Raw genomic sequence first — 18,198 nt, 5'->3', positions numbered from 1 at the left:
GTCGCAACCCTTGCCTCGATCATGGCTGGGCTTGCCCCGATCATCCACAGCTCCGGATGCCGCGTGGACCCTCGGGTCAAGCGCGAGGGTGAGGAAGGAGAGCGGGGGATCCCGAGGAAAGGCAAGAAAGGAAGGAGACGGCGGTGTGTAGGGTGGGGAGGAACGGGGCGAAACGAAGCCGGCCCGTTCCCAAACGGGAGGAGGGCGCTCGGGAGCGCCCTCTCAGTCCGTCTGCGGTGCGGTTCAGGCCGCCTTCGCCTCGTGGCTGGTCGGCGTCACCATCGAGGAGATGATGGCGCTGAGGCTGATAGCGCCGATCGGTCGGCCCGCCTCGTCGACCACATGGGCGAGCGTCTGGTTGGCGGCCGTCATGGCGCGGGCGGCCATTTCGAGCACCGTGCCCGTGGTGATCGGCATGCCCTCGGGATTGCCCGAGAGCGGCGCCATGATCGTCTCGACATTCACCACCCGGCCGCGGTTCACCTCCTTGACGAAGGCGGTGATGTATTCGTCCGCGGGGTTCAGCACGATCTCCTGCCCGGTGCCCTGCTGCACGACCATGCCGTCGCGCAGGATGGCGATCTTGTCGCCGAGGCGCAGCGCCTCGTCGAGATCGTGGGTGATGAAGACGACGGTCTTCTTCAACTCCTTCTGCAGGTCGAGCAGCACGGTCTGCATGTCGACGCGGATCAACGGGTCGAGCGCCGAATAGGCTTCGTCCATCAAGAGGATGTCCGCGTCGTTGGTCAGTGCCCGGGCAAGGCCCACGCGCTGCTGCATGCCGCCCGAAAGCTGGTTCGGATAGTGGTTCTCGAAGCCGGCAAGGCCGACGCGGGCGATCCACTGCTTGGCGCGCTTTTCGCGCTCCGCCTGTGCCACGCCCTGGATCTCGAGGCCGTAGACGGTGTTTTCGAGGACCGTGCGGTGCGGCAGCAGCGCGAATTTCTGGAACACCATCGCCGTCTTGTGGCGGCGGAATTCGCGCAGGTCGTTCTCGTTCATCCGGCACACGTCGACGCCGTCATAGAGCACTTCGCCGGCAGTCGGGTCGATCAGCCGGTTGATGTGGCGGATCAGCGTCGACTTTCCCGAGCCGGACAGACCCATCACCACCATGATGCCGCCGGCCGGCATGGAGATGTTGATGTCGCGCAGACCGAGCACATGGCCGTATTTCTGGTTCAGCTCGGCCTTGCCGAGGCCGTTCTTGACCGCATCGACATAGTCGCCGCCGCGGGGTCCGAAGATCTTGTAGAGATTGCGGACCTCGATTGCATGACTAACCATGAATTACCTCCGAATGCTTCTGCAGCCGCTTGCCATAGGCCTGGCTTGTGCGGTCAAAGATGATGGCGATGGCCACGAGCGCGAACCCGTTGAGGAACCCGACCGTGAAGAACTGGTTGTTGATGGCCTGGAGCACGTTCTTGCCGAGCCCCCCGACGCCGACCATGGAGGCGACGACGACCATGGCGAGCGACATCATGATGGTCTGGTTGATGCCGGCCATGATGGTGGGCAGGGCAAGGGGCATCTGCACGTTCTTCAGCTTCTGCCAGCCGGAGGAGCCGAAGGCGTCGGCCGCTTCCAGCACCTCCTTGTCGACGAGGCGGATGCCGAGATTGGTGAGGCGGATCATCGGCGGCACGGCATAGATGACGACCGCGATGAGGCCCGGCACCTTGCCGATGCCGAAGATCATGACGACAGGGATGAGATAGACGAAGCTCGGCATCGTCTGCATCACGTCGAGGATCGGGTTGACGAAGGCCTGCACCCGATCCGACCTTGCCATGAGAATGCCGATCGGGATGCCGACGATGACGGCGATCAGCGTACAGACCGTCACCATGGCGAGCGTCACCATCGTGTCGTTCCACAGGCCCAGAAGGCCGATGGCGCACATGGAGATGGCCGTGCCAATGGTAATCTTGATGTTGCGGCTGCCGAAATAGACGATGGCCAGCATCGCGATCAGGATGATCGGCCAGGGCGAACTGACGAATAGCCGCTCCAGATAGTTCAGGAACCATTGCAACGGCTGAACCATTGCATCGATGATGTTGACGTAACTTCTGACGAGGCTCTTGAAGCCGTCGTCGATGACTTTTCTTGCTCCGCGGATACTGGTGTCACTGAAAGCCGGAAACTTGCAAAGAAAGCCTGGCAATAGTTCGCATAGGCCTGCCATCCTCTTCCCCTCTTCTACCGGAAGTTATTGTCCCGCTCCGCAAGGGCATGTTCTTGCCTTGCGAACGAAACGGCGCGCACAGGGATATTCTTGTTCTGGTTCCCGGCTTGCAGTCCGTCTTCGCACGAACTGCCGCTTGATACTGTGCTGTTTGCGACCTCTGCAGTTTCTTGGGCGGGCGTCGGGCGGTTTGCCTGCACCCTCGTTCAGGTCGCTGGAAGGCCGGCAGCCGGAAAGGGCTGCCGGCGGACCGTCGTCAGAGTGCGGCCTTGACCTTTTCCGCGATCTCCGGTGCGACCCACTTGGTCCACATGTCCGGATAGGTTTCGAGGAAGTGCTTTGCGGCGTCCTCGTTGGTGCCCTGGTTGGCATCCATCCAGGCAAGCACCTTGCCGACCGTGCCGTTGTCCCACTGGCGCGTCTTCATATAGTCCATGGCAACGCCGGCCTTTTCGGAGAAGGCCTTGGTCACGACGGTGAAGACGTCGGAGGTCGGATAGGAATTGACCTTCGGGTTGGGGCAGTCCGGCACGGCGGTGCAGGCATCCCAGTCGGCCTTGTTGTGCTCGACGCCGAAGGAGAGCTTGGTCATCTCGTACTTGCCGAGAATGGCGGTCGGCGCCCAGTAGTAGCCGAGCCAGCCGCTCTTCTTCTCGAAGGCGTTGGCGATCGAGCCGTCGAGGCCCGCTGCCGAGCCCGTATCGACGAGCGTGAAGCCGTCCTTGTCGGCGTCGAGTGCGCGATAGAGGTTGTCCGTCGAGACCTGGCAGTTCCAGCCCGAGGGGCAATTGTGCACGGCGCCCTTGGAAGCGTCTTCCGGCGCGGGGAAGAGGTCCGGGTGTTTCAACGCATCCTGAACGGTCTTGATGTCCGGATGGGCATCGGCGAGGAATTTCGGAATCCACCAGCCTTCGACGCCGCCTTCCGAAAGCAGCGGTGCAAGCTGGATCAGGCGGCCTTCGGCGATCGCCGTGTCAAGCGGCGTGCGCACGGCATTGACCCACATTTCAGGCGCGACGTCCGGCTCGCCCTTTTCGTTCATGGAGGTAAAGGTCGGCATCGTGTCGCCGGTCACCAGCGTGACCGTGCAGCCATAGCCGTTTTCGAGGATGAGCTTGTCGACATGCGCGGCGACGCCCGCCGAGGCCCAGTTCATTTCGGCGATCGAGACCTCGCCGCATTCTGCCGCCTGGGCAGAACCGGCAAAGCCGTAAAGGCCGGCAGCAAGGATGGTGGAAGCAAGGAGCTTCTTCATGGATAAGACCTCCCAGTCTTGGATGCAGCGATCAACCCGGAGGGCAGCGCAGGTTACTGCGTTATCCCGACTGCCCGAAAGTTTTGCGACAGCCACGGGGATCCGATGCCAGGTGAGGCGAGCCAATCCCCCTGCTGCAGCGACGCCGAGCTTTTTTTGACTTGCCGGCGGAACCCTGTCACCGGCAACCTGTCTTCGTGCGTCACGAGGGGTAGCCTACGGGTTCCCATAGAGAAATCAACCTCCTGCGCGCCCGGTGGCCGCCGTCGAGCCCTTTGCCGGAGGGCAAAAGGCTGAAATACCGGCAACCCTGTGGTGGAAATTTTGGGCGTTTGCTCGCGTCAGGGCAAATGATCGAGCGCCCTTTTGCGTGGCGTGCCGCGATGGTCGCTGAAAGCGGACAAATCCTGTTCCGAACGCGCCGCTTCGGGCCTTTTGAAAATAATCGCAAAAATATTCAAAAAAGAGCGCGATTCATCTTTGCTTAAGGTCCCGATAACGGTCCGGTAAGGATGTGCCGCTATTTGTTCTCTCACGGCGGGGGACATCGCCGCCTGCTCCGGAAAGGTATTGCGTACCGGGGTGCCTGGCTCTGACGCGTATTTGTCAGATGCCGCCATGCGTATTTTGGCAAGCCGTGTATCACCGGAAGGGATGCACGGCTTTCGCCGTTCAAGGGCCCTGAAAGGCAATAAAAAACGCCGCCTCCCGGAGAGAGACGGCGCCGTAGACGAGCGGACCTGACGTCACGCTCGAAAGATCAGCCGACGTTGCGCGTGCGGATGAAGCCGAGGGGACCGAGCGGCGCATCCATCACGACGTTGCGCACGCGGGACTGGCTCTGGGGGGCTTCGCCGTTCCAGGCGATCTGTACGAAATTCGGCTTGCTGAAGATGAACAGCATTGTCTTTGTCCTTGAAACCCGAAGCCACGCGCCCCGGCTGTGTGATGACGCTGATATAGGCACTCCCGGGAGCGAAAACCATGGTCGTTCACGGCGGAATATGTCGCAAAGGGAACAGCATGACAGCCATGCTCGCGGTGCATGGCGAAGCCGTGGAAAAATGCGTCGCCGGCCGGGCAGAGATTGCGGCAAGATTGCGGTAAGTCAGGGCTTTTCGGGAATGTATGGGAATGCTACGAGAGCCGCATGACCAGAACGATCATGTTGCAGGGCACCGGCTCGGATGTCGGAAAAACGGTATTGGTGGCGGGGCTTTGCCGCATTGCCGCCAACCGCGGGCTGGCGGTGCGTCCGTTCAAGCCGCAGAACATGTCGAACAATGCCGCCGTCTCGGCGGATGGCGGCGAGATCGGCCGGGCGCAATGGCTGCAGTCGCTGGCTGCCCGCGTGCCGTCCTCCGTGCACATGAACCCGGTTCTCCTGAAGCCGCAATCGGATGTCGGCAGCCAGATCATCGTGCAGGGCAGGGTGTTCGGGCAGGCGAAGGCGCGCGACTACCAGGCGCTGAAGCCGCAGCTGATGGGCGCCGTCATGGAAAGTTTCGAGACGGTTGCCGCCGGCGCCGATCTCGTCGTTGTCGAGGGCGCGGGGTCGCCGGCGGAAATCAACCTCAGGGCCGGGGACATCGCCAATATGGGCTTTGCCACGCGCGCCGGCGTGCCGGTCGTGCTGGTCGGCGATATCGATCGCGGCGGCGTCATCGCCTCGCTGGTCGGCACCCATGCCATCCTGCCGGAGGAAGACCGGCGCATGGTCACCGGTTATCTCATCAACAAGTTCCGGGGCGACGGGACGCTGTTCGACAGCGGCATTGCCGAGATCGCCCGCTTCACCGGCTGGCCCTGTTTCGGCGTCGTGCCGTGGCTGAGAGAGGCCGCGCGCCTGCCGGCCGAAGATTCGGTCGTGCTGGAGCGCCTCGCCAGGGGCGGTGGCGGCGCGTTGAAGGTCGCCGTGCCCGTCCTCTCGCGCATCGCCAATTTCGACGACCTCGATCCGCTCAAGGCCGAGCCGGAGGTGGACCTCGTCTTCGTGCGGCCGGGCGAGCGGCTTCCGGCCGATGCAGGCCTCGTCGTCCTGCCGGGCTCGAAATCCACTATCGCGGATCTTGCGGATTTTCGCGCTGCCGGCTGGGACCGAGACCTTGCCCTGCATATGCGGCGCGGCGGCCGGGTCATCGGCATCTGCGGCGGCTACCAGATGCTCGGCAGCCGCGTCGCCGATCCGCTTGGCATCGAGGGCAGCGCGCGCGCGGTCGAGGGCCTCGGCCTGCTGGCGGTCGAGACCGAGATGGCGCCGGAAAAGACCGTGCGCAACAGCGCGGCCCGCTCCCTGCAATATGATGTGCCGCTCGAGGGCTATGAGATCCATCTCGGCCGCACCACCGGGCCGGATACGCTTCGCCCCTCTGTCCGTATCGACGGGCGGCCGGACGGTGCGGTCTCGGCCGACGGGCGGGTGATGGGCACCTATCTGCACGGCCTCCTGTCGAGCGACGCCTACCGTGCGCGGCTGCTGGCCGATTTCGGCATTGAGGGCGGCGGCTTCGATTACCGCGAGAGTGTCGATGCGGCGCTCGATGGTATTGCGGCGGAGCTGGAGGCCGTTCTCGATCCGCACTGGCTCGACGGTCTTTTAAGCCGGGACTGATTAAACCGCCCATCTGAAACGTACAGCCATCGGGTTCCTACGCTGCCGGCCTGCCGCACCAAAGTTGCGCCAGAATTCGGTGCGAGGAGTGACGGAAATCCGCCCGGGATCGCCGGGTGCTGGCGCCTTCGCGCGATCCGAAAGGGTGAGATACATGGGTTCTGGACCTCTCGCACGCTCCGTTCTGGTGCGGCTCGGCATTGCCGGCATCGTCGGGCTGTCGCTCGCCGGCCAGCCGGCGGCCGTCTTTGCGCAGAGCGCCACCGGTAAGGAGGCCGGCAGTGCCGGCAAGCGCTGGGAAGAGGAGTTTTCCCTCTGGCAGAAGGTCTCTGCGGGCAGCGATGTCACGCAGTATGAAGGCTATCTGAAACAGTATCCGAACGGCACCTTCGCCTCGATGGCGCGTCTGCGCATTGCCGAGTTGCAGGCCGCCGCCAAGGCGAAGCCGGCGACGGGCACGGCACAGCAGGCCGAGGCGGACGCCAAGGCGAAGGCCGACGAGGCTGCTGCGGCCGAGAAGGCGAAGGCGGAAGAACAGGCCGCAGTGGAAAAGGCCAAGGCTGAAGAAGCGGCGCGCAAGACCGCCGAGGCTGAAAAAGCAAAGGCCGACGCCGAGGCGGCCCGTTTGAAGGCCGAGGAGGATGCGCGCAAAACGGCGGAGGCGGAAAAGGCGAAGGCGGACGCGGAAGCCGCGCGCCTGAAGGCGGAAGCGGACGTGAAGAAGGCCGAAGAGGCTGCGGCGGCGCGCAAGCTTGCCGAAGAGAAGGCTGCGGCCGACGAGAAGGCGCGCGTGGAAGCCGCAGCGGCGGAGAAGGCCCAGGCCGAAGAGGCTGCGCGCCTGAAGGCGGCGGCGGATGCGAAGAAGGCCGAAGAGGCCGCAGCAGTGCGCAAGCTTGCCGAGGAAAAGGCTGCGGCCGACGAGAAGGCGCGCGCGGAAGCCGCAGCGGCGGAGAAGGCCCGGGCCGAAGAGGCCGCACGCCTGAAGGCGGAGACGGAAGAGAAGGAAGCGGCTGCCCGCAAACGCGCCGAAGAGCAGGCTGCCGAGGCCAACCGGCTGAAAGCGGAGGCCGCGGCTGCCGCCGACAAGGCCAAGGCGGAGGAAGCGGCCCGGCTGAAGGCGGAAGCCGAACGACGAAAGGCCGAAGAGACGGCCGCTGCGGAAAAGGCGCGTGCGGAAGAGGAAGCCGCGGCCCGGCGCGAAGCCGAAGCCAAGCGCGTCGAAGCGGAGAAGGCGGCTGCGGCCGAGAAGGCGCGGATCGAGGAAGAGGCCGCCGCTGCACGCAAGCTTGCCGAAGAAAAGGCGGCCGAGGTGGAGCGGCTGAAGGCGGAAGCCGCGAAGGCGGCTGCCGATGCCGAGGCGAAGGCTGCCGAGGCGGCCCGCCTTGCAGAAGAGGCTGAAAAGCGCGCCGAGGAGGCGGCCGCCGCCGAGCGTGCCGCGCAGGAGAACGACACGGCGACTGCCGCCCGTGAAAACGAAGCGCAGGGCGCCGACAGGAAGGACCGCGGCCTTGCCGTCGAGCAGGCCGACGATGCGGCCAAGCGCGAGGAAGAGACTTTCCAGAAGGCCGTGCTCGACGGCTCGGAAAAGGCTTTCCGCGCCTATCTCGACGAATATCCGGACGGCCGCTTCGTCGCCGATGCGCGCGAGCGCCTGTCGGCGCTGTCAAACACCGCCCGGCAGGAAGCAAAGCCCAGGACGGACAGTGAAACGGCGATTGTCGAGACTGAGCGCAAGGCCGAGCAGCCGATCGTCGACCGGCGCGAGGCCTATATGGAGCGCTCGACCCGCGCCCAGGCGCAGCGCTGGCTCAGCATGCTCGGCTTCAACACCTACGGCGTCGATGGCGTCTTCGGTTCGCGCACCCGTTCGGCGATCGCCGCCTGGCAGGGCTCGTCGGGCTACCGCGCCGATGGTTATCTTTCCCGCCAGCAGTACCGTGCCCTTCGGCAGGCTGCGCAATATGCCGAGGCCCGGCAGAATCGCCAGCGCCGCTACCAGCAGGACTATGACGTGCTGGAAGGCCCGGTCGATGGCTACTACGAGCGCTACTACCGCGACGACGGCTACTACAACGATGGCGGCGGTCTGGTGATCATCCCCGGCTATTGAGAATACGACGGCCGGGCGGCGGTTTCAGCACAGGTGATGACGCTGCCGGTCGATTGACTTCCCGGGGGTGGAAGCATAATCATCCAGACTATTGGATGGTTCCCGGATCCGGAAACGGATCGGGGAGTAAATGGGAATGTGACGCGGCGGACCCAATCAGGGCGCTGCAATCACGGCCGACCCCGCGACTGTAGAGTGGCGAGGGACGCCCATCCGGATGGGAGGATCTGCGGGGAGCGGGGCGATGGTGCCTTGGTTTCGCGCTGTGAGAACCAGACGGAAAAGCCACTGGGTGGCATCGCGATCAGCAGGGGTTGGACGCCTCTTCTTCTACGAATCGTCCGCCTTTTCGCGATGCCTTAGCCTGGGAAGGCGAGGGGGCCCCGCAGGCGTTTTCAACGCCCGACGCTGCGAGCCAGGAGACCTGCCAGCCAATGTGAAGGACATTTCGTCCGACCTGGGGAGGTTTCCCCGCTGCCTGCACGGAGGTTGTCATGGCTGTTTCGACTACGTCTTCTGTTACCCTTTCCGCAAACGACCGTCTCGTCGCCGGTGTTTTCGCTCTTCTGCTCGGCGCCTTCCTGGTGTTCGGTGCGGGCCTTGCGAATTCCGCCGTGCTGCACGACACGGCACACGATACGCGTCACTCCTACGGCTTTCCCTGCCACTAAGGAGTTTTCGACATGATCGTTCGTTATCTCCTGGCCGCCCTGGTGGCCGGGCTGTTCTCCGGCGTGCTGATGACAGCCGCCCAGGAGGCTCGAGTCGTGCCGCTCATCCTGCATGCCGAGGAGTTCGAAGGCGGCGATGGAGCCGCACCCGCAACCGAAGGCACGACGCCGGCCACGGGCACGGAAGGCGCTGCACAGACGCAGGAGCATTCCTCGCTCGGCGCGGTCATCCTCGACATGGCCTCTGCGCTCTCGCCGGTCTCCGTCGCCTATGCCCATGAGGGCGAGGATCACGAGGAAGGCGGCATCATGTTCGGCATGAGCCGGTTCTCCGGCACGCTTTTGGCAAACCTCGTCACGGGCGCCGGTTTCGGCCTGTTGCTTGCCGGTTTCAGCCTCGTGTCCGGCCATCCGATCACGGTGGCGAACGGCGCGCTCTGGGGCGCGGCCGGCTGGCTTGCCGTGCACATGCTGCCGGCCATCGGCCTGCCGCCGGAGCTTCCGGGCTTCCCTGCCGCCGATCTCGGCGACCGCCAGGTGTGGTGGATCGCAACCGTCATCCTGTCGGCGGCCGGCCTCTACCTGCTGTTCCTCAAGCCGAACATCGTCGCCAAGGTCATCGGCATTGCGCTGATCGCGGCGCCACAGGTCTATGGCGCCCCGCAGCCCAGCGACATTTCCAGCAACGTTCCGGCCGTGCTCGGTGCGGAGTTCGCCGTCGCTGCCCTTGCCACGACCCTGTTCTTCTGGATCGTGCTCGGCCTCTCGCTCGGCTTTGCCAACGAGAAGATCGCCAAGGCAGCCTGATATGACAGTGACATCGCCCGGAGCCGTCCTGGTTCTGGGCGGCGCGCGTTCCGGAAAATCCGCTTTTGCCGAGAGGCTGGTCGCCGAGACCGGCCTCTCGCGTCATTACATCGCCACGGGCCGCGCCTTCGACGACGAGATGCGCGAGCGCATCGCAAGGCACCGGGAGGATCGCGGCGACGGCTGGCAAACCCATGAGGAGCCGCTGGCGCTTGCCGCGCGCATCGCTGACGTCGCCCGGGCCGACAGGGCCGTGCTCGTCGACTGCCTGACGCTGTGGGTGACGAACCTGATGCTGGAGGAGCGCGACATCGCCGCCGAATGTTCGGGCCTCCTGGAGGCTCTTCGACAGGCGCCGGGGCGGATCGTGCTCGTCTCCAACGAGGTCGGCCTCGGCATCGTGCCTGAAAACCGCATGGCGCGCGAATTCCGCGACCATGCCGGGCGGCTGCACCAGAAGGTCGCCGCCCTCGTGCCTGAAGTCTATTTTATCGCGGCCGGTCTGCCGCTGAAAATGAAGGGTTGAGCCATGCTGCAACAGAAGATCCCCGCCACCGTCATCACCGGCTTCCTCGGCGCGGGCAAGACGACGCTGATCCGCAACCTCCTGCAGAATGCCGGAGGAAAACGCATCGCGCTCATCATCAACGAGTTCGGCGATCTCGGGGTCGACGGCGACGTGCTGAAGGGCTGCGGCGCGGAAGCCTGCACCGAGGACGACATCATCGAGCTGACCAACGGCTGTATCTGCTGCACCGTCGCCGATGATTTCATTCCCACCATGACGAAGCTGCTGGAGCGGGAAAACCGCCCGGACCACATCGTCATCGAGACCTCGGGTCTCGCCCTGCCGCAGCCGCTGGTCGCCGCCTTCAACTGGCCGGAAATCAAGACACAGGTGACGGTGGACGGCGTGGTGACGGTTGTCGATAGCGCCGCTGTTGCCGCCGGCCGCTTTGCCGACGACCACGACCGGGTGGATGCGCTGCGCGTCGAAGACGAGAACCTCGACCATGAAAGCCCGCTCGAGGAACTGTTCGAGGACCAGCTTACCGCCGCGGACCTTATCGTGCTCAACAAGACCGACCTGATCGATGCCGAAGGCCTCAAGGCGGTGCGCGACGAGGTCGCCTCTCGCACGGAACGCAAACCCTCGATGATCGAGGCGAAGAATGGCGAGGTCGCCGCCGCCGTACTGCTGGGCCTCGGCGTCGGCACGGAGGACGACATCGCCAACCGCAAGTCGCACCACGAGATGGAGCACGAGAACGGTGAGGAGCACGACCACGACGAGTTCGACAGTTTTGTCGTCGAGCTGCCCGCCATCGTGGATCCGGCCGCCTTCATCGAGCGCCTCAAGGGCGCCATCGCCACGCATGACGTCTTGCGCGTCAAGGGTTTTGCCGATGTGCCCGGCAAGCCGCTGCGCCTGCTCATCCAGGCCGTCGGCAGCCGTATCGACCATTATTTCGAGCGTGCCTGGGCCCCGGGCGAGGCCCGCGGTACCCGCCTCGTCGTCATCGGCCTGCATGACATGGATGAAGTTGCCGTGCGTGCGGCCATCGCCGCGGCGGTGTGAGTTCCGGCATGAGCATGCAGCAGTCCCTCCCTTCGGCGTTTCAGGTGCGGCTCGGCCTTTTTGGGCGTGCCGCGTCGATGGATCCTCGGGCCAAGCCCGGGGATGACGGAGGGGAGGAGAGGCTGCAAAGCCCATCAATCGGCGCGGGGGGGATGATCGTTGCCCACTGTCCCTGCCGTCCATCGCCATCTTCGGGCTTGACCCAAGGGACCACCGGCTCGATGTGCCGGCAGAAGGGAGGCGCTGTATGCATCTCCTTCTAGCCCAGAAGGGCACCATCGCCGATGGCAAGGAGGCGATCGACCTCGGCCAGACGCCGGGCGACATCCTCTTCCTTTCGGCCGCCGACACGGAGCTTGCCTCCATCGCCGCCGCCCACCGGGCGCGCGCGACGCAAACGCGGCTGCGGCTCGCCAGTCTCGCCACGCTCTCCCACCCGATGTCGGTGGATACCTATATCGAGCGTACGGCGCGCCACGCCAAACTCATCGTCATCCGCGCCCTCGGCGGCGCCAGCTACTTCCGCTATGTGCTGGAAGCGCTGCTTGCAACCGCTGTCGCCAATGGCGTCCGGCTCGTGGCGCTGCCCGGCGATGACCGGCCGGACGAGGGCCTCGTGCCCTTCAACCGCATAGACGACGCCGACCGCCAGAGCCTCTGGGCCTATCTCAACGAGGGCGGCGCGGACAACGCGGATCGTTTCCTCGCCTATGCCGACGCGCTGGTGTTGGGCGGCAGCAAGCCGGAACCCGCAACGCCGCTGGAAAAGGCCGGCATCTGGTGGCCGGGGCGGGGTGTGGTCGATATCGAGACCTGGCAGGGGCTGGCGGGTGTCGCGTGCCCCGCCTTAGAGGAACACGCTCCTCCGACCGCTGCCATCTGCTTCTACCGCGCCTATGTACAGAGTGGCGAGACGCGCCCGGTCGAAATGCTGATCGAAGCCTTGGCGGCCGAAGGTGTTCGGGCCCTGCCGCTCTTCGTCTCCAGTCTCAAGGAGCCCGTCTCCATCGAGACGGTCCGCGCCGCCTTCGCGGATGTCCAGCCCGAGGTGGCGCTGAACGCCACCAGCTTCGCCGTGTCCGCGCCCGGTGCCGGCCGAAAGCCGACGGTGCTCGACGAGACCGGCGCGCCGGTTCTGCAGGTCGTCTTCTCCGGCTCTTCGCGCGAGGCCTGGGAGGCATCGGGGCAGGGGCTGACGGCGCGCGATCTCGGCATGAACGTCTCGCTGCCGGAGGTCGATGGCCGCGTGCTCGCCCGTGCCGTCTCCTTCAAGGCGGCCGCACGCTATGACGAGCGCGTCGAGACGAACATTGTCAGCCTCGATCCGGTCGAGGACCGCATCCGCTTTTCCGCCCGGCTGGCCGCCGGCTGGGCGCGGTTGCGGCGGGCAGTGCCGGCGGAACGCCGCATCGCCCTCGTCATGGCGAACTATCCGAACCGCGACGGGCGCCTCGGCAACGGCGTCGGCCTCGACACGCCCGCCGGCACGCTGGAGGTCCTGCGCGCCATGGCGGCGGCGGGCTACGCGGTCGACGGTCTGCCGGCCGATGGCGACGCGCTGATCGCCCAGCTGATGGCCGGCCCGACCAATGCGGCGAGCGACGGGCGCGAAATCCGCGAAACGCTTTCCCTGAATCATTACAGGGCTTTCTTTGCCTCTCTTCCGACGCAGATTCAGGCGGAGATGACGGCCCGCTGGGGCGCGCCGGAGGACGATCCCTTCGTCACCGGCGATGTCTTCGCCCTGCCGCTCGCCCGTTTCGGCGAGACGCTGGTCGGCATCCAGCCGGCGCGCGGATACAATATCGATCCGAAGGACACCTACCACTCGCCGGACCTCGTGCCGCCGCACGGCTATCTCGCCTTCTACGCCTTCCTGCGCCGGCATTTTGGCGCGCATGCCATCGTGCATATGGGCAAGCACGGCAATCTCGAATGGCTGCCCGGCAAGGCGCTGGCACTGTCGGAGGCCTGCTATCCGGAGGCCGTGCTCGGCCCGGTGCCGCATCTCTATCCCTTCATCGTCAACGATCCGGGTGAGGGAACGCAGGCCAAGCGCCGCTCCGCCGCCGTCATCATCGACCATCTGACGCCGCCCTTGACCCGTGCCGAGACCTACGGCCCGCTGAAGGATCTCGAAGCGCTCGTCGACGAGTATTACGAGGCTTCCGGTGGAGATCCGCGGCGCATCAAGCTGCTGACGAAGCAGATTCTCGATCTTGTGCGCGACATCGGCCTCGACCGCGACGCCGGCATCGCCCGCAGCGATGGCGAGGAGACGGCGTTGCAGAAGCTCGACGCCTATCTCTGCGACCTCAAGGAAATGCAGATCCGCGACGGCCTGCACGTCTTTGGCGTCTCGCCCGAGGGCCGGCTCCTGACCGACCTGACGCTGGCGCTCGCCCGCGTGCCGCGCGGCCTTGGCGAGGGCGGCGAGGCGAGCCTGCAGCGGGCGATCGCTGCGGATGCGTTTGCGATACCCCCCTCTGCCTTGCCGGGCGTCTCCCCCTCAAGAGGGGATATCCCGCGGCAAGACTTCGACCCGCTCGACTGTATCTCCTCCGACCCGTGGACCGGCCCGCGCCCGCAAATCCTCGAAGCCCAGTCCGACGCCCCATGGCGCAGCAATGGCGACACCGTGGAGCGCGTCGAGCTGCTCGCCGCAAAGCTGGTGGACGGCACGTTCCCTTGCCCGGGAGGTTGGCACGCCACCCGCGCCGTGCTCGACACGATCGAAAGCACCATCGGTCCGGCCATTGCCGCCTGCGGAGCGGCGGAGATCACGGCGCTCATGCGCGGCCTCGACGGCCGCTTCATCGAACCCGGCCCCTCGGGCGCGCCGACGCGCGGGCGGCCGGACGTGCTGCCGACCGGGCGCAATTTCTACTCCGTCGACAGCCGGGCCGTGCCGACGCCGGCGGCCTGGGAGCTTGGCAAAAAATCTGCCGAGCTGCTCGTAACCCGCTATGCGCAGGACCATGGCGAATGGCCGACCTCCTTTGGCATCACCGCCTGGGGCACCTCCAACATGCGCACCGGCGGCGACGACATTGCCCAGGCCATGGCGTTGATCGGCGTCAAGCCGACCTGGGACATGGCCTCGCGCCGTGTCACCGGCTTCGAGATCATTCCGCCCGCCATGCTGCGCCATCCACGCGTGGACGTGACGCTGCGCATCTCCGGTTTCTTCCGCGATGCCTTCCCCGAGCAGATCGCGCTGTTCGACAGGGCCGTGCGTGCGGTCGGCGCGCTGGACGAGGACGATGCCGACAATCCGATCGCTGCGCGCATGCGGGCGGAGGCGGCAGCGCTGGCGGCGAAGGGTACGTCCGAGGATGAGGCGCTGAAGCAGGCCGGTTTCCGCATCTTCGGCGCGAAATCCGGCGGCTACGGCGCCGGCCTCCAGACGATGATGGACGAGGGGCTGTGGATGGAGCGCGGCGACCTTGCCGAAGCCTGGCTCGCCTGGGGCGCGCATGCCTATGACGGGACGAGCGACGGCGTGCCGATGCGCGAGCGGCTGGAGGCACGCATGAAGAGCCTCGAGGCCGTCGTGCAGAACCAGGACAGCCGCGAGCACGACCTGCTCGACAGCGATGAATACTACCAGTTCGAGGGCGGCATGGCGGCTGCAGCGGAGCATCTCTCCGGCAGGCAGCCCGTCATCTACCACAACGACCTGTCGCGGCCTGAAAAGCCTGTCGTGCGCACGCTGGAGGATGAGATCGGCCGCGTCGTGCGCGCCCGTGTCGTCAATCCCAAATGGATCGACGGCGTCATGCGCCATGGCTACAAGGGGGCCTTCGAGATTGCCGCGACGGTCGATTTCATGTTCGCCTTCGCCGCGACGACCGGTGCGGTGAAGGACCACCATTTCGAGGCGGCCTACCAGGCCTATGTGCTGGACGAGCGGGTGCGCGATTTCCTCATGGAGAAGAACCCGGCGGCGCTTGCCGAACTGGCGGCGCGGTTTGCCGAGGCGATCGACCGGGGCTTGTGGACGCCGCGCTCCAATTCCGCGCGCTTCGACCTGGACATGCTCGGCGCGCGCAAGGCCTCCTGATTGCGAATGAGACGAAGGGAAGAACGATGAGCGACAACCACGACGAAACCGCCGGCATGAGCGAAGCCGAGCTTGCCCGCCACTCGGAGAAGATGGCGAAGAAAAAGCAGGCGCGCGAAAAGATCATGGCGACCAAGACGGACGAGAAGGGTCTCGTCATCGTCCACACCGGCAAGGGCAAGGGCAAGTCCACTGCCGGCTTCGGCATGATCTTCCGCCATATCGCGCACAAGAAGCCCTGTGCCGTCGTGCAGTTCATCAAGGGCGCCATGGTGACGGGCGAGCGCGATCTCATCGAGGCGCATTTCTCCGATCTCTGCCAGTTCTTCACGCTGGGCGAGGGCTTTACCTGGGAAACGCAGGACCGCGCGCGCGATGTCGCAATGGCCGAGAAGGCCTGGGAGAAGGCGAAGGAGCTGATCCGCGACGAGCGCAACTCGATGGTGCTGCTCGACGAGATCAATATCGCGCTGCGCTATGATTACATCGACGTCAACGAGGTGATTGCGTTCCTGAAGACGGAGAAGCCCTACATGACGCATGTCGTTTTGACGGGCCGCAACGCCAAGGAAGAGCTGATCGAGATCGCCGACCTTGCCACCGAGATGGAGCTGCTGAAGCACCCCTTCCGCGCCGGCATCAAGGCGCAGCAGGGCGTGGAGTACTAAACCCCGGGGGCGTTGCCCCCATCCTCCTGTGCCGAGACCTTCTCCCCGCAGGCGGGGAGACGCAGGAAAACGACGCGCAGATCGTTCCTCGCCTTGCTTGCGGGGAGAGGATGCCGGCGGGCAGGTGAGGGGCCCCGCGCCTCTTACCAACCCAGCCAGACGCGGAGCGGATGGCTGGGATCGGCCATCAGGCGGATGGCAAGCGCAATCGAGGTGACGACGAGCAGCGGCTTGATGATCTTCGCGCCGACCCTCATCGCGACGCGCGAGCCCGCCTGCGCGCCGAGGAACTGTCCGACGCCCATCACGAGGCCGACCTTCCACAGGACAACGCCATAGGCGAGGAACACGGCGAAGGCGCCGACATTCGAGCCGAAATTCAGGAGCTTGGTGTGCGCCGTCGCCTTCAGCACGCCAAAACCCGCCAGCGTCACGAAGGCCAGCATGAAGAACGATCCGGTGCCCGGGCCGAACACGCCGTCGTAGAAGCCGATCGCCGGCACGATGGTGGCGGTGAACAGGAAAACGCTCATGCGGCGGTGCTTGTCGACATCGCCGATATTCGGCTTCAGCCCGAAATAGACGGCGATGGCCACCAGCAGGAAGGGCAGGATCGCCTTCAGCACGTCGCCGGGCACCACGGTGGCGAGCAGGGCGCCGAAGGCCGATCCCACCGCCGAGACCACGGCCATCGGCATCTGCTCGCGAAGCCGGACATGGCCGGCGCGGGCATAGGCGAGCGTCGCCGAGCCGGAGCCGAAGAGGGATTGCAGCTTGTTCGTGCCGAGCGTTTCGAGCGGCGGTATGCCGGCGATCAGCATGGCCGGAATGGTGATCATGCCGCCGCCACCGGCGATGGAATCGATGAAACCGGCAAGGAAAGCAGCGAAGAACAGGAAGACGAGGATATGAAGGGCGATGTCGGCCAAGGCGGGACTCGGACTATGCGAGGAGAGGATTTTCCGCACTTCTGTCAGACTGCGCCGCAAAAGCAAAGCCCAGGGTGCCCGCAAGCCGGGAAGGCGCTTGCGCCGGCCATGCAAGACGGGTCAAACAGGCTTAATGGCACCACGAGGAGAGGTGAGGATGAGCAAGGGTCTGGACACGGGCAGCGAATGGGAGCGGGCGTCCGCCGCGGAGCAGGGCTTCGATCCGCGCCTCGAACGCAAGCTGCTCGCCGGTATCGAAGCCGGCCTCATCCGCGACGTGCATGCGGTGCTGGTCAGCCGGCGCGGCAAGCTGGTGCTGGAGCACTATCGCACCGCGGTCGACGAAAGCTGGGGCATGCCACTTGGCACGGTCGCCTTCGATGCCACAACGCTGCACGATCTGCGGTCGGTGACGAAGAGCGTGGTGGGGCTGCTCTACGGCATCGCGCTCGACCGGGGTCTCGTCCCCCCGCCGCAGGCGCCGCTTCTGGCGCAGTTTCCGGACTATCCGGATCTTGCCGCGGACCCGGCCCGCGCGGGCCTGACGATCGGTCATGCGCTGACCATGACGCTGGGGCTGGACTGGGACGAGTACCGCTCCTACGCCGATCCGCTGAACAGCGAGATCGCCATGGAGAACGCCCCGGATCGCTATCGCTTCGTACTGGAGCGGGCAGTGCTGCAGGCGCCCGGCACGCACTGGGTCTATTCCGGCGGGGCAACCGCGCTGGTTGGGGCGATCATCGAGCGGGGCAGCGGCCAGCGGATTGAGGATTTCGCCCGAGAGGCGTTGTTTGCGCCGCTCGGCATTTCACGGTTCGAGTGGCTGAGCGGGGCGGACGGCGTCGCTTCGCCGGCCTCCGGCCTTCGCCTTTCCGCGCCGGATCTTCTGCGCATCGGCCGCCTCGTATTGGAGGGCGGGCGTATCGACGGGCGGCAGGTCGTGTCGAAAGGCTGGCTCGACGTGTCGCTGGCGCGGGCCGTTTCGACTGACGACGGGCTCGACTACGGCCACTTCTGGTTTCTCGGCGCGGCACCGGTGCCGGCCTTCGGCGCGGAGCGGCCGTGGATGGCCGGTTTCGGCAATGGCGGCCAGCGGCTCTGGCTGATGCCGGAGGCGGATCTTGCCTGCGTCATCTTTTCCGGCAACTACAATGCGCCGGACGCCTGGGTGTCGCCGACACGCCTGTGGCGGGAGATCGTGCTCGCCAATCTCGTCTCTGCATGAGGCGTGGCGCAACCGGTGCGGATCATGCCGCAATCCGGTTTGACCGGCTTCCCGCCCTCCGGTACTAAGAAACCAGCGACGGTGCC

General features: G+C 65.6%; 15 protein-coding genes and 1 riboswitch. Of the genes, 9 read left to right on the top strand and 6 right to left on the bottom strand.

The genetic code is table 11. The features are described 5' to 3' along the window. Positions 1-243: 243 nt before the first annotated feature. The 5 genes from K0P03_RS10430 to K0P03_RS10410 form a co-directional block, all read right to left on the bottom strand. Positions 244-1,287: a quaternary amine ABC transporter ATP-binding protein gene (locus K0P03_RS10430; RefSeq protein WP_023515527.1), complete on the bottom strand. Its 1,044-nt coding sequence runs from the start codon at positions 1,285-1,287 to the stop codon at positions 244-246. Then, positions 1,280-2,191 carry an ABC transporter permease gene (locus K0P03_RS10425; RefSeq protein ID WP_130515587.1) on the bottom strand — a complete coding sequence of 304 codons (912 nt, stop codon included), beginning with the start codon at positions 2,189-2,191 and terminating at the stop codon, positions 1,280-1,282. The genes K0P03_RS10430 and K0P03_RS10425 overlap by 8 nt, the downstream gene beginning before the upstream one ends. Before the next feature lie 256 nt (positions 2,192-2,447). Next, a complete protein-coding gene (locus K0P03_RS10420; protein ID WP_023517381.1) occupies positions 2,448-3,446 on the bottom strand; it encodes an ABC transporter substrate-binding protein in 999 nt (332 codons plus the stop codon). A gap of 341 nt (positions 3,447-3,787) precedes the next feature. Continuing rightward, positions 3,788-4,066 carry a hypothetical protein gene (locus K0P03_RS10415; RefSeq protein WP_156032029.1) on the bottom strand — a complete coding sequence of 93 codons (279 nt, stop codon included), beginning with the start codon at positions 4,064-4,066 and terminating at the stop codon, positions 3,788-3,790. Between the two features lie 140 nt (positions 4,067-4,206). Further along, positions 4,207-4,350, bottom strand: coding sequence for a hypothetical protein (locus K0P03_RS10410; protein WP_023517380.1), 144 nt, complete (start codon positions 4,348-4,350; stop codon positions 4,207-4,209). Between the two features lie 246 nt (positions 4,351-4,596). On the opposite strand from K0P03_RS10410, the gene K0P03_RS10405 reads away from it, so the two are divergent. From K0P03_RS10405 to cobO, 8 genes are all read left to right on the top strand, one after another. Further along, a complete protein-coding gene (locus K0P03_RS10405) occupies positions 4,597-6,057 on the top strand; it encodes a cobyric acid synthase (protein WP_272789528.1) in 1,461 nt (486 codons plus the stop codon). 154 nt (positions 6,058-6,211) lie between these two features. Then, positions 6,212-8,167, top strand: coding sequence for a peptidoglycan-binding domain-containing protein (locus K0P03_RS10400; protein WP_272789527.1), 1,956 nt, complete (start codon positions 6,212-6,214; stop codon positions 8,165-8,167). Between the two features lie 79 nt (positions 8,168-8,246). Further along, positions 8,247-8,613: riboswitch (cobalamin riboswitch) on the top strand. Between the two features lie 48 nt (positions 8,614-8,661). Beyond that, entirely contained in the window at positions 8,662-8,838 is a 177-nt protein-coding gene (locus K0P03_RS10395) for a CbtB domain-containing protein (protein ID WP_050743285.1), read from the top strand. 12 nt (positions 8,839-8,850) lie between these two features. Then, positions 8,851-9,645: a CbtA family protein gene (locus K0P03_RS10390; RefSeq protein ID WP_272789526.1), complete on the top strand. Its 795-nt coding sequence runs from the start codon at positions 8,851-8,853 to the stop codon at positions 9,643-9,645. A gap of 1 nt (position 9,646) precedes the next feature. Beyond that, positions 9,647-10,171 carry a bifunctional adenosylcobinamide kinase/adenosylcobinamide-phosphate guanylyltransferase gene (gene cobU, locus K0P03_RS10385; protein ID WP_272789525.1) on the top strand — a complete coding sequence of 175 codons (525 nt, stop codon included), beginning with the start codon at positions 9,647-9,649 and terminating at the stop codon, positions 10,169-10,171. Positions 10,172-10,174: 3 nt separating this feature from the next. Next, positions 10,175-11,224 carry a cobalamin biosynthesis protein CobW gene (cobW, locus tag K0P03_RS10380; protein WP_272789524.1) on the top strand — a complete coding sequence of 350 codons (1,050 nt, stop codon included), beginning with the start codon at positions 10,175-10,177 and terminating at the stop codon, positions 11,222-11,224. A 247-nt stretch (positions 11,225-11,471) separates the two neighbouring features. Next, positions 11,472-15,287, top strand: a complete 3,816-nt coding sequence (gene cobN, locus K0P03_RS10375; protein ID WP_272789523.1) for a cobaltochelatase subunit CobN — start codon at positions 11,472-11,474, stop codon at positions 15,285-15,287. Between the two features lie 26 nt (positions 15,288-15,313). Further along, positions 15,314-15,955 carry a cob(I)yrinic acid a,c-diamide adenosyltransferase gene (gene cobO, locus K0P03_RS10370; RefSeq protein ID WP_023516634.1) on the top strand — a complete coding sequence of 214 codons (642 nt, stop codon included), beginning with the start codon at positions 15,314-15,316 and terminating at the stop codon, positions 15,953-15,955. 143 nt (positions 15,956-16,098) lie between these two features. Here cobO and K0P03_RS10365 read toward each other — a convergent pair whose 3' ends face one another. Then, the gene (locus K0P03_RS10365; RefSeq protein ID WP_023516633.1) at positions 16,099-16,884 is read right to left on the bottom strand and encodes a TSUP family transporter; all 786 of its coding nucleotides are present in this window, start codon (positions 16,882-16,884) and stop codon (positions 16,099-16,101) included. 157 nt (positions 16,885-17,041) lie between these two features. Here K0P03_RS10365 and K0P03_RS10360 point away from each other — a divergent pair, with 157 nt between their 5' ends. Next, entirely contained in the window at positions 17,042-18,112 is a 1,071-nt protein-coding gene (locus K0P03_RS10360; RefSeq protein ID WP_272789522.1) for a serine hydrolase domain-containing protein, read from the top strand. Positions 18,113-18,198: the final 86 nt, after the last annotated feature.

It is taken from the genome of Shinella sp. HY16, assembly GCF_028534175.1.
In the GTDB taxonomy this organism is placed as follows: domain Bacteria; phylum Pseudomonadota; class Alphaproteobacteria; order Rhizobiales; family Rhizobiaceae; genus Shinella.
Note: the sequence above shows the minus strand (reverse complement) of the source record. Positions and strands in the feature narration are given on the sequence as shown.

Excerpts from the sequence above, each read along its gene's own strand:
- K0P03_RS10430 (WP_023515527.1), bottom strand. The coding sequence starts at position 1,287 with ATGGTTAGTCATGCAATCGAGGTCCGCAATCTCTACAAGATCTTCGGA.
- K0P03_RS10425 (WP_130515587.1), bottom strand. The coding sequence starts at position 2,191 with ATGGCAGGCCTATGCGAACTATTGCCAGGCTTTCTTTGCAAGTTTCCG.
- K0P03_RS10420 (WP_023517381.1), bottom strand. The coding sequence starts at position 3,446 with ATGAAGAAGCTCCTTGCTTCCACCATCCTTGCTGCCGGCCTTTACGGC.
- K0P03_RS10415 (WP_156032029.1), bottom strand. The coding sequence starts at position 4,066 with ATGGCGGCATCTGACAAATACGCGTCAGAGCCAGGCACCCCGGTACGC.
- K0P03_RS10410 (WP_023517380.1), bottom strand. The coding sequence starts at position 4,350 with ATGCTGTTCATCTTCAGCAAGCCGAATTTCGTACAGATCGCCTGGAAC.
- K0P03_RS10405 (WP_272789528.1), top strand. The coding sequence starts at position 4,597 with ATGACCAGAACGATCATGTTGCAGGGCACCGGCTCGGATGTCGGAAAA.
- K0P03_RS10400 (WP_272789527.1), top strand. The coding sequence starts at position 6,212 with ATGGGTTCTGGACCTCTCGCACGCTCCGTTCTGGTGCGGCTCGGCATT.
- K0P03_RS10395 (WP_050743285.1), top strand. The coding sequence starts at position 8,662 with ATGGCTGTTTCGACTACGTCTTCTGTTACCCTTTCCGCAAACGACCGT.
- K0P03_RS10390 (WP_272789526.1), top strand. The coding sequence starts at position 8,851 with ATGATCGTTCGTTATCTCCTGGCCGCCCTGGTGGCCGGGCTGTTCTCC.
- cobU (WP_272789525.1), top strand. The coding sequence starts at position 9,647 with ATGACAGTGACATCGCCCGGAGCCGTCCTGGTTCTGGGCGGCGCGCGT.
- cobW (WP_272789524.1), top strand. The coding sequence starts at position 10,175 with ATGCTGCAACAGAAGATCCCCGCCACCGTCATCACCGGCTTCCTCGGC.
- cobN (WP_272789523.1), top strand. The coding sequence starts at position 11,472 with ATGCATCTCCTTCTAGCCCAGAAGGGCACCATCGCCGATGGCAAGGAG.
- cobO (WP_023516634.1), top strand. The coding sequence starts at position 15,314 with ATGAGCGACAACCACGACGAAACCGCCGGCATGAGCGAAGCCGAGCTT.
- K0P03_RS10360 (WP_272789522.1), top strand. The coding sequence starts at position 17,042 with ATGAGCAAGGGTCTGGACACGGGCAGCGAATGGGAGCGGGCGTCCGCC.